10 protein-coding genes are annotated in these 10,058 nt (G+C 71.4%); 7 read left to right on the top strand and 3 right to left on the bottom strand.

From position 1 onward, the window contains the following. Positions 1–106: 106 nt before the first annotated feature. The 3 genes from ACZ61E_RS30745 to ACZ61E_RS30735 all read right to left on the bottom strand — a co-directional run bounded on the left by ACZ61E_RS30745 (position 107) and on the right by ACZ61E_RS30735 (position 2,329). Positions 107–352, bottom strand: a complete 246-nt coding sequence (locus tag ACZ61E_RS30745) for a chaplin (RefSeq protein WP_469703508.1) — start codon at positions 350–352, stop codon at positions 107–109. Between the two features lie 191 nt (positions 353–543). Next, positions 544–1,191, bottom strand: a complete 648-nt coding sequence (locus ACZ61E_RS30740; RefSeq protein WP_469703506.1) for a response regulator — start codon at positions 1,189–1,191, stop codon at positions 544–546. Further along, on the bottom strand, positions 1,184–2,329 hold the full coding sequence (locus tag ACZ61E_RS30735) for a GAF domain-containing sensor histidine kinase (RefSeq protein WP_469703504.1): 1,146 nt from the start codon (positions 2,327–2,329) through the stop codon (positions 1,184–1,186). The genes ACZ61E_RS30740 and ACZ61E_RS30735 overlap by 8 nt, the downstream gene beginning before the upstream one ends. Before the next feature lie 201 nt (positions 2,330–2,530). Between ACZ61E_RS30735 and ACZ61E_RS30730 the strand changes: the two genes are divergently transcribed. The 7 genes from ACZ61E_RS30730 (at position 2,531) to ACZ61E_RS30700 (ending at position 9,929) form a co-directional block, all read left to right on the top strand. Then, a complete protein-coding gene (locus tag ACZ61E_RS30730) occupies positions 2,531–3,229 on the top strand; it encodes an SDR family NAD(P)-dependent oxidoreductase (protein WP_469703503.1) in 699 nt (232 codons plus the stop codon). Between the two features lie 369 nt (positions 3,230–3,598). Then, complete coding sequence (locus tag ACZ61E_RS30725) at positions 3,599–4,354, top strand: transglycosylase SLT domain-containing protein (protein WP_469703501.1); 756 nt, start codon at positions 3,599–3,601, stop codon at positions 4,352–4,354. A 230-nt stretch (positions 4,355–4,584) separates the two neighbouring features. Beyond that, positions 4,585–5,319, top strand: a complete 735-nt coding sequence (locus ACZ61E_RS30720) for an ABC transporter ATP-binding protein (RefSeq protein WP_469703499.1) — start codon at positions 4,585–4,587, stop codon at positions 5,317–5,319. A gap of 135 nt (positions 5,320–5,454) precedes the next feature. Then, positions 5,455–7,998: a DUF4118 domain-containing protein gene (locus tag ACZ61E_RS30715; protein WP_469703497.1), complete on the top strand. Its 2,544-nt coding sequence runs from the start codon at positions 5,455–5,457 to the stop codon at positions 7,996–7,998. A 29-nt stretch (positions 7,999–8,027) separates the two neighbouring features. Then, positions 8,028–8,750, top strand: coding sequence for a response regulator (locus ACZ61E_RS30710; protein WP_469703495.1), 723 nt, complete (start codon positions 8,028–8,030; stop codon positions 8,748–8,750). Positions 8,751–8,783: 33 nt separating this feature from the next. Further along, entirely contained in the window at positions 8,784–9,170 is a 387-nt protein-coding gene (locus tag ACZ61E_RS30705; RefSeq protein WP_469703493.1) for an OB-fold nucleic acid binding domain-containing protein, read from the top strand. Positions 9,171–9,173: 3 nt separating this feature from the next. Beyond that, positions 9,174–9,929, top strand: a complete 756-nt coding sequence (locus ACZ61E_RS30700; protein WP_469703492.1) for a DUF3159 domain-containing protein — start codon at positions 9,174–9,176, stop codon at positions 9,927–9,929. The last annotated feature ends 129 nt before the right edge of the window (positions 9,930–10,058 follow it).

Here is a 10,058-nt window from a genome sequence, read left to right as displayed (position 1 = left end):
GTGCGCGCCGGGGAGCACCGCCCCGCCTTCTCGTCCTCCCCCCCCCCCCCCCCCCCCCCCCGCCCCGCGGTGTGCCTGGCGGGCGGTGGGGCGGGCGGGCGGTGGATCAGCCGTTGAGGCCGAGGTTGCCGAATGCCGGGTTGAGGACGCCGATCACGTTGACCGTGTTGCCGACCGCGTTCACCGGGATGTGGACCGGGGCCTGCACGAGGTTGCCCGAGCCGACGCCGGGCGAGTGCACGGCCTTGCCGTCGGCGTGGGCACCGTCGGTGGCGAAGGCGGCACCCGAGCCGGCGGCGACGAGCCCACCGGCGATCATGGTGAGGGCGGCGGCCTTCTTGAGGTTGTTCATTTTCAGGTTCCTCCATCGCGAGAGCCGCGGCGGTACTCCGCGGCACGCCATGGAGAACGCGCGGACGCCTCCGGGGATACGCCGTGTGGGTTACATGCACCCGACGGTATGAATCTCAGATCGGAAGACGACATTCCGTATTACTGGTGGAGCGGGCGGGCGGGAGAACCCCGGCCGGTGCCCGCCCCTGCTCAGCCGGTGATCCCGTGCCGTACGGCCCAGAGAGCGGCCTGCGTGCGGTCGGCGAGGTCGAGTTTCATCAGGATGTTCGAGACATGCGTCTTGACGGTCTTCTCCGAGAGGACGAGCGCGCGGGCGATCTCCCGGTTGGAGCGGCCGTCCGCGATCAGGGTGAGCACCTCGCGCTCCCGGTCGGTGAGCGAGGACCCCCTGCCGTGTCCCGTACCGGGGTCGTCCTGCGCGAGCAGGGCGCCGGCCACCTCCGGCTGGAGCAGCACATGGCCGGCGTGCACGGAGCGGATCGCGCCGGCCAGGGCGTCCGGGTCGACGTCCTTGTACACGTAGCCGGCCGCCCCGGCACGCAGCGCCGGCACCACCGTGCGCTGCTCGGTGAAGCTCGTGACGATCAGCACCTTGGCCGGGTTTGCGAGGTCGCGGAGCTTGCGCAGGGCCTCGATCCCGTCGGTGCCCGGCATCTTGATGTCCATCAGGACGACGTCCGGGCGCAGCTCCTCCGCGCCCGCGACGCCCTCGTCGCCGTCGGACGCCTCGCCGACGACCTCTATGTCCTCCTGGATCTCCAGGAAGGTGCGCAGTCCGCGCCGGACCACCTGGTGGTCGTCCACCAGCAGCACGCGGATTCTCCTGTGGTCAGCCACCGGGCACTTCCATCTCGATCGTGGTGCCCTGTCCGGGCGCCGATTGCACGGTCAGCCTGCCGCCCACACCACTGGACCTGTCCCGCATCGAGACGAGCCCGAGGTGGCGGCCGGCCCTGCGGACGGTCCTCGGTTCGAAGCCCTTGCCGTTGTCGGTGACGCTGAGGACCGCGCCCGGACCCCGGGGGGCGATGGAGACGTCGACGCGGTCCGCGCCGGAGTGGCGCAGCGCGTTGTGGAGCGCCTCCTGGGCCACCCGCAGCATCGCCTCCTCCTGGGCGGCGGGCAGCGCCCGTACGCCGCAGCTGTCGAAGGTGACCTGGGCGGAGTGCGCCCGGTCGAGCACCTGGACGTGGGTGCGCAGGGTGTGGACGAGGCCGTCCTCGTCGAGGGCGGCGGGGCGCAGCTCGACGACGGCGGCGCGCAGTTCGTCGGCGGCCTCGGCGGCGAGGTCGGCGACCTGTTGCAGTTCGCCCTTGGCGCGTGCCGGGTCGCGGTCGATGAGGCTGGACACGGCCTGGGCCGTGAGCCGCAGGGAGAAGAGTTTCTGGCTGACCGCGTCGTGGAGCTCGTGGGCGAGCCGGGAGCGTTCCTCGGCGATGGTCAGCTCCCGGCTGCGCTCGTACAGCCCGGCGTTGGTGAGGGCGATCGCGGCGTGCTGGGCCAGGATGCCGAGGAGTTCCTCGTCCTCCTCGGTGAATCCGCAGCCGCCGACCGGCTTGGGGCAGCGCTTGTTGGCGAGGAAGAGGATGCCGATGGTCTGTCGGCCGTCGCGGATGGGCAGGCCGAGGAAGTCGGACATGTCGGGGTGGGCGCTGGGCCAGCCGCCGAAGCGGGGGTCCCTCTTCACGTCGGCGAGCCGCTCGGGCCGCGCCTGGTGGAGCATCGCGGCGAGGATGCCGTGCTGGCGCGGGAGCGGGCCGATGGCCTTCCACTGCGCGTCGCTGACGCCGTCGACCACGAACTGGGAGAAGCCGCCGTGGTCGTCGGGGACGCCGAGCGCCGCGTACTCGGCGTCGAGCAGTTCACGGGCGGAGGCGACGATCGTCTTGAGGACGTCCCGTACCTCCAGATGTCTGCTCATCGCCAGGAGTGCGGTGCTCACGGCGGCGAGTCCGGAGCTCGGTCGATGGCTCATGGCCTCACCGTACCGGCGGGCGGGAGCACCTGGATCGGACCTGAGGCGCAGGGGGACGAGGGCCAACGGCCTAGGCCGAAGTGCCTCGCCGCGCCGGGACTCGCGCCCGAGGCGCCGGGGCGCCCGGCCTTTCTACGTTGAGGAGAACGGCCCTCGGCGACGTCGTCCGGAGCCGACCCGAGGCGAGAAGGAGGGGACGCCATGCCGGTGGCGATCATCACGGGTGCTTCCAAGGGGCTGGGGCGCGCGCTCGGCGGCGGGCTCGCGCGCGAGGGCTGGGACCTTGTGCTCGACGCCAGGACGGCGGGGCCGCTGGCGGAGGCGGCGGAGGAGATCCGGTCGCACGGGACGCGCGTGACGGCGGTCCCGGGGGATGTGACCGATCCCGTCCACCGCGCGGAGCTGGTCGCGGCCGCGGGCGCGCTCGGCGGGCTCGATCTGCTGGTGAGCAACGCGAGCGCGCTGGGCGCCGAGCCGCTCGTACGGCTGGACGCGCTGGCGCTCGACGGGCTGCGGGCGGCGCTGGAGACGAACGTGGTGGCCGCGCTCGGGCTGGCGCAGGAGGCGCTGCCGCTGCTGCGGGCGGGCGTGGCGGGCACGGTGATCGCCGTCAGTTCGGACGCGGCGGCGGAGGCGTACGCGACCTGGGGCGGGTACGGGGCGTCGAAGGCCGCCCTCGACCATCTGGCCGCCGTGCTGGCGGTGGAGGAGCCGGAGCTGCGGGTGTGGACGGTCGACCCGGGCGACATGCAGACGGATCTGTACGCGGCAGCGGTGCCGGACGACGGGGAGCCGCGGCTGGAGCCGCGCTCCGTGGTGCCGGGCTTCCTGCATCTGCTCCGGCAGCGGCCGAGGAGCGGCCGTTACTCGGCCACGTCGTTGCTGGGCGTGGCGTCGTGACCGGGGCGGCGGTGCGCCGGGGCGGGACGGCGTACGGCGTCTGACGACCGCCTCGTCCTGCCGGGCGAGACCACTCACTCTCCGAGTTGCGCCAGCAACTTCAGGTGAAGCGGACCCCCGCCCCCTGTGACGCCGCACATAGGACGCACATCACTTACGAAGGTACGTAGTGGACATAACGACCGACGGAAACATGCGCTGACTGGTCATGGGATGTCTCTTTTGCGCCCCTTTAAACTATCAAGGGTCGTACATCCCACCTTTGCCACATGTTTTTGCTGCCGCTAAGAATTGCAGCCGTCGCCGCCGATAAGTAGGCATCTGGCCGACCGGCCACCGCGACTCCCGCTATTCGAAGAGGTATGTCGTATGACCGCGTCCAGCACCACTGGCAACCGTCTGAAGAAGAGCCACAAGCTCTCGATCGCCGGCGTGACAGCAGTCGCCGCCGCGGCCGTCAGCTTCTCCTTGATCCCGGGCAACGCGTCCGCCGAGTCCCAGAGCAAGGACGTGGCAGCCTCCGTGTCCACCGCCCCGGCGGCCTGGAACATCGCGAACGGCAGCGGCCAGGCCGCCGCCGTCCACGAGAGCCTGACCAAGCAGAACAACATCGCCGACCGCGTCGCGGAGATTCACGCGAAGCAGGGTTCGGCGGCGGCGACGTTCAAGGCCGACGCCAAGGCGGACGCCAAGGACAAGGCCGAGGCGAAGAAGAAGGCCGCCGCCAAGAAGAAGGCGGCCGAGAAGAAACGCGCGGCCGAGAAGGCCAAGGCCAACCGCTCCGCCGACCGCAAGCCGGCCTACGCCAACAACCTGAACGGATGGATCAAGGAAGCCCTGTCCATCATGAAGAAGGAGAAGATCCCCGGCACGTACGAGGGTCTGCACCGCAACATCATCCGTGAGTCCAGCGGCGACCCGCGGGCGATCAACAACTGGGACATCAACGCGAAGAACGGCGTCCCGTCGATCGGCCTGCTCCAGGTCATCAAGCCGACCTTCGACGCGTACCACGTCAAGGGCACCCCGCACAGCCAGTACCACCCGGTCGCCAACATCGTCGCCGCGGCCAACTACGCCGCCGACCGTTACGGCTCGATCGACAACGTCGACAGCGCCTACTGAGCCGCCGCACGACCGTCCCCGCAGAGCCGCAGGGGCAACGAGGCCCCCGCGCACCACGCGCAGCACGCGCGACACAGGCCACGCACAGACGCCGGTGGGGGGGGCCCCCCCCCCGGGGGCCCCCCCCCCCCGGTACGTGCGGCGCCGGCGTTCGACCACCACCATTGCCCGGCCGCGCACATCCCGCACATACTGACGCCCGGGATCAGGCACCGCACGGGGGAGCACCCATGACCGAGACCAGCAGCACCGGCACGGCCGCCGTCGACGCGACGGCCGGCCCCATGGTGCGGGTGACCGGCCTGCACCGCTCCTACGGCACCGGCGCCGCGGCCGTCCACGCGCTGCGCGGAGTGTCGTTCACCGTGCCGCGCGGCGAGCTGATCGCGCTCAAGGGCCGCTCCGGATCGGGCAAGACGACCCTGCTCAACCTCGTCGGCGGCCTCGACACCCCGGACGACGGGCAGATCACCGTCGACGGCACCGATCTCGCCACGCTCGGCGAGAACGGCCTGCTCGCGATGCGCCGCGACCGCATCGGCTTCATCTTCCAGTCCTTCGGTCTGATCCCCATCCTCACCGCCGCCGAGAACGTCGGCGTGCCCCTGCGGCTGCGCCGGGCCGACCCGCGGGAGCGCGAGGAGCGCGTGGCCCTGCTGCTCGCCCTCGTCGGCCTCGGCGACCACGCCGCGCAGCGCCCCGGCGAACTCTCCGGCGGCCAGCAGCAGCGCGTCGCCATCGCCCGCGCCCTCGCCAACCGGCCCGCCCTGCTGATCGCCGACGAACCCACCGGACAGCTCGACGCCGAGACCGGGCTCGCCGTGATGGAGCTGCTGCGCGCGGTCGTCCGCAGCGAGGGCGTCACCGCGCTCGTCGCCACCCACGACGCCCAGCTCCTCGGCCTCGCCGACCGCGTACTCGAACTCGCCGACGGCCATCTCGTGGAGCACCGCCCGGCGCCGTAGCGCCGGACCCATCAGAATCGTGTCAAGACGGACCCCCCACCCCGCCGGATATCCGTTTCGGGGCCATCCTGGGCTGTAGCTTCGGGCGCGAGGCCGTGACGGGACGCGGCGGCCCGGTGGGAAGACAATGGGGCCATGGGACGCGGCAAGCTGAGGATCTATCTGGGCGCGGCACCGGGCGTCGGCAAGACGTACGCGATGCTCTCCGAGGCGCACCGGCGCGTCGAGCGCGGCACCGACTGCGTCGTGGCGTTCGTCGAGCACCACAGCCGGCCGCGCACCGAGGTCATGCTCCAGGGCCTCGAACAGATCCACCGCCGCGAGCTGCCGCACCGGGGCACCGTCTTCACCGAGATGGACGTCGACGCGGTCATCGAGCGCCGCCCCGCCGTCGCCCTGGTCGACGAGCTGGCCCACACCAACGTCCCGGGCTCCCGCAACTCCAAGCGCTGGCAGGACGTCGAGGAGCTGCTCCAGGCCGGGATCGACGTCGTCTCGACCGTCAACATCCAGCACCTGGAGTCACTCGGTGATGTCGTCGAGTCGATAACGGGCGTACGGCAGCGCGAGACCGTACCCGACGAGATGGTCAGACGGGCCGACCAGATCGAGCTTGTCGACATGTCGCCCCAGGCGCTGCGCCGCCGCATGGCGCACGGCAACATCTACCAGCCCGACAAGGTCAACGCCGCGCTCTCGCACTACTTCCGCCCCGGCAACCTCACCGCCCTGCGCGAACTCGCCCTCCTCTGGACCGCCGACCGCGTCGACGAGTACCTCCAGCAGTACCGGGGCGAGCACAACATCCGCACCACCTGGCAGGCCCGCGAACGCATCGCCGTCGGCCTCACCGGCGGGCCCGAGGGCCGTACGCTCATCCGCCGCGCCGCCCGCATGGCCGCCAAGGGCTCCGGCAGCGAGATCCTCGCCGTCTACATCGCCCGCAGCGACGGCCTCACCTCCGCCTCTCCCAAGGAACTGACCGTCCAGCGCACCCTGGTCGAGGATCTCGGCGGCACCTTCCACCATGTGATCGGGGACGACGTGCCCTCGGCGCTGCTGGAATTCGCCCGCGGTGTCAACGCCACCCAGATCGTCCTCGGCTCCAGCCGCCGCAAGGCGTGGCAGTACGTGTTCGGGCCGGGCGTCGGCGCCACCGTCGCCCGTGAGTCCGGCCCCGACCTCGACGTCCACATCGTCACCCACGAGGAGGTCGCCAAGGGCCGCGGCCTGCCCGTCGCGCACAACGCCCGCCTCGGCCGCTCCCGGATCATCTCCGGCTGGCTGGCCGGCGTCGTCGCCCCCGTCCTGCTGACGCTGCTGCTCACCGCGCTGAACGACACCCTGGGCCTGGCCAACGACGTCCTGCTCTTCCTCTTCCTGACCGTCCTCGCCGCGCTGCTCGGCGGACTGCGGCCGGCCCTGGCGTCCGCCGCCGTCGGCTCGATCCTGCTGAACTTCTACTTCACCCCACCGACCCACAACCTCACCATCCAGGACCCCAGGAACCTCGTCGCCATCGTGATCTTCTTCGCGGTGGCCGTCGCCGTGGCGTCCGTGGTCGACCTCGCGGCCCGCCGTACGCACCAGGCCGCCAGACTCCGCGCCGAGTCCGAGATCCTCTCCTTCCTGGCCGGCAGTGTGCTGCGCGGCGAGACCACTCTGGACGCCCTGCTGGAACGGGTACGCGAGATGTTCTCCATGGAGTCCGTGGCCCTGCTGGAACGCGCCGGCGACGTCGACCCCTGGACCCGCGCGGGCAGCGTCGGGCCCCGCCCCGTCGACCGTCCCGAGGAGGCGGACGTCGACATGCCCGTCGGCGACCACATGGCGCTCGCGCTCTCCGGCCGGGTACTGCCCGCCGAGGACCGCCGCGTGCTCTCCGCCTTCGCCGCCCAGGCCGCCGTCGTACTGGACCGCCAGCGCCTGGTGGGCGAGGCCGAGGGCGCCCGCAGGCTCGCGGAGGGCAACCGGATACGTACGGCCCTGCTCGCTGCCGTCAGCCACGACCTGCGCACCCCGCTGGCCGCCATCAAGGCCGCCGTCACCTCGCTCCGCTCCGACGACGTCGAATGGTCCGAGGAGGACCACGCCGAACTCCTCGAAGGCATCGAGAACGGCGCCGACCGCCTCGACCACCTCGTCGGCAACCTCCTCGACATGTCGCGGCTCCAGACCGGCACCGTCACCCCGCTGATCCGCGAGATCGACCTCGACGAGGTCGTCCCCATGGCGCTCGGCGGAGTCCCCGAGGACAGCGTGGACCTGGACATCCCGGAGTCGCTGCCGATGGTCGCCGTCGACCCCGGCCTGCTGGAGCGCGCCGTGGCCAACATCGTCGAGAACGCTGTCAAGTACAGCCCCGACGGCACCCGCGTCACCGTCGCGGCCAGCTCGCTCGGCGCCCGCGTACAGGTACGCGTGGTGGACCGCGGCCCCGGCGTCCCCGACGACGCCAAGGAACGCATCTTCGAGCCCTTCCAGCGACACGGTGACGCCCCGCGCGGGGCGGGCGTCGGCCTCGGCCTCGCCGTCGCCCGCGGCTTCGTGGACGCCATGGACGGCACCCTCACCGCCGAGGACACCCCGGGCGGCGGACTCACCATGGTCATCGATCTCACGGCCGTACCGGGCCTCGCGCCGGCCGGCCCCGAACTACCCGCTCAGGTCGTCTCGTGACCGGCGGCACAGCAGAAAGGCAGGCCACCATGGCGCCTCCCGCCGGGGGAGACCCCCGAGGGCCCGTGAGGGTGCTCGTGGTCGACGACGAGCCGCAGATCGTGCGCGCGCTCGTGATCAACCTGAAGGCCCGCAAGTACGAGGTCGACGCCGCCGCCGACGGCGCGAGCGCCCTCGAACTCGCCGCCGCCCGCCACCCGGACGTCGTCGTGCTCGACCTCGGCCTGCCCGACATGGACGGCGTGGAGGTCATCAAGGGCCTGCGCGGCTGGACCCGCGTACCGATCCTGGTGCTCTCCGCGCGGCAGACCTCCGACGAGAAGGTCGAGGCGCTGGACGCCGGCGCCGACGACTACGTCACCAAACCCTTCGGCATGGACGAGCTCCTCGCCCGGCTGCGCGCCGCCGTCCGCCGCGCCGAGCCCGTCGGCTCCGGCGACGACGGCGGGGCCGCGATGGTCGAGACGGCGGGCTTCACCGTCGACCTGGTGGCCAAGAAGGTGCACCGCGAGGGCCGCGACGTACGGCTCACCCCGACCGAGTGGCACCTCCTGGAGGTGCTCGTACGCAACACCGGCCGCCTCGTGAGCCAGAAACAGCTCCTCCAGGAGGTCTGGGGGCCGTCCTACGGCACGGAGACCAACTATCTGCGCGTCTACATGGCCCAGCTCCGCCGCAAGCTGGAGGCGGACCCCTCGCACCCCAGGCACTTCGTCACCGAGCCCGGTATGGGCTACCGGTTCGACCGATGATCCGGTGCCCGCGGACCCCGGTACGCTTCTGTCATGAGTGCTGAGAAGCCGACCGGCCGCTTCCGCCGGATGCTCGACCGGCTGTCCAGCTCCCAGGGGGACCTGGAATCCGAGGAGCTGCGTGAGGACACGCAGGCTTCGGGCTGCACACGCATCAGCGACTGCGGTGACCGCCAGATAGTCAAGGTGACTGGTACGTTGCGGACGGTCACCCTGCGTCCGCGGGCCGGTGTGCCCGCGCTGGAGGCGGAGCTGTTCGACGGCACCGCGCCGCTGGACGTGGTGTGGCTGGGACGGCGCTCCATCGCGGGCATAGAACCGGGCCGCAAGCTCATCGCATCCGGCCGGATCTCCATGAGCCACGGCCGTAGGGTGCTGTTCAACCCCAAATACGAACTCCGACCGCTCGGACAGGAGTAGCCGGTGACGTCAACCGACAAGCCCGCCGCGACGACAGACCCCAGTACCCCCGGCGCCCCCGAGGGCGCCGGCCCGCAGACCGACGCCGACGCGAAGGCGGTCACCGAGGCCGCGCTCTTCGAGGCGTTCGGCGGCGTGCGCGGAATGGTGGAGACGGTCGTCCCCGGACTGCTCTTCGTCACGATCTACACGATCAACAAGGACCTGCACGTCTCGGCGATCGCCGCGCTCGCGGTGTCGCTGCTGCTGGTCGCCGTCCGGCTGGTCCGGCGCGACACCGTGAAGCACGCCTTCAGCGGCGTCTTCGGGGTCGCGTTCGGTGTGGTCTTCGCGATGATGACCGGCAACGCGAAGGACTTCTATCTGCCGGGCATGCTCTACACGCTGGGGCTGGCCGTCGCGTACATCGGGACGAGCGTCGCGGGAGTGCCGCTGATCGGGCTGATCCTGGGGCCGGTCTTCAAGGAGAACCTGTCCTGGCGCACGCGGAACCCGGGGCGCAAGGCGGCGTACACGAAGGCGAGTTACGCGTGGGGGTTCATCCTCCTCGCGAAGTGCGCGATCCTCTTCCCGCTGTACTGGTGGGCGGACACGACGCAGCTGGGCTGGGTGCTGGTGTCGCTGAAGATCCCGCCGTTCCTGCTGGCGGTGTATCTGACGTGGCTGTTCCTGGCGAAGGCGCCGGCGCCGATTGACGTCTTCGCCGAGATGGAGGCGGAGGAGGAGGCGGAACGCGCGGCGCGCGAGCAGGGCAGCTAGCGGGTGCCCTCCGGGCGGGGGCGGGTGCGGGGTCTGGGTTGCGGTTGTGGGTGTGGGTCGGGGTGCGGGGTCTCCGGAGGTGCATGTCCGGACGGCGTGATTTACGGCGCGTGCCCCGTTCGTTGGACC

The sequence above is a fragment of the Streptomyces sp. NPDC104581 genome (assembly GCF_055583685.1).
Note: the sequence above shows the minus strand (reverse complement) of the source record. Positions and strands in the feature narration are given on the sequence as shown.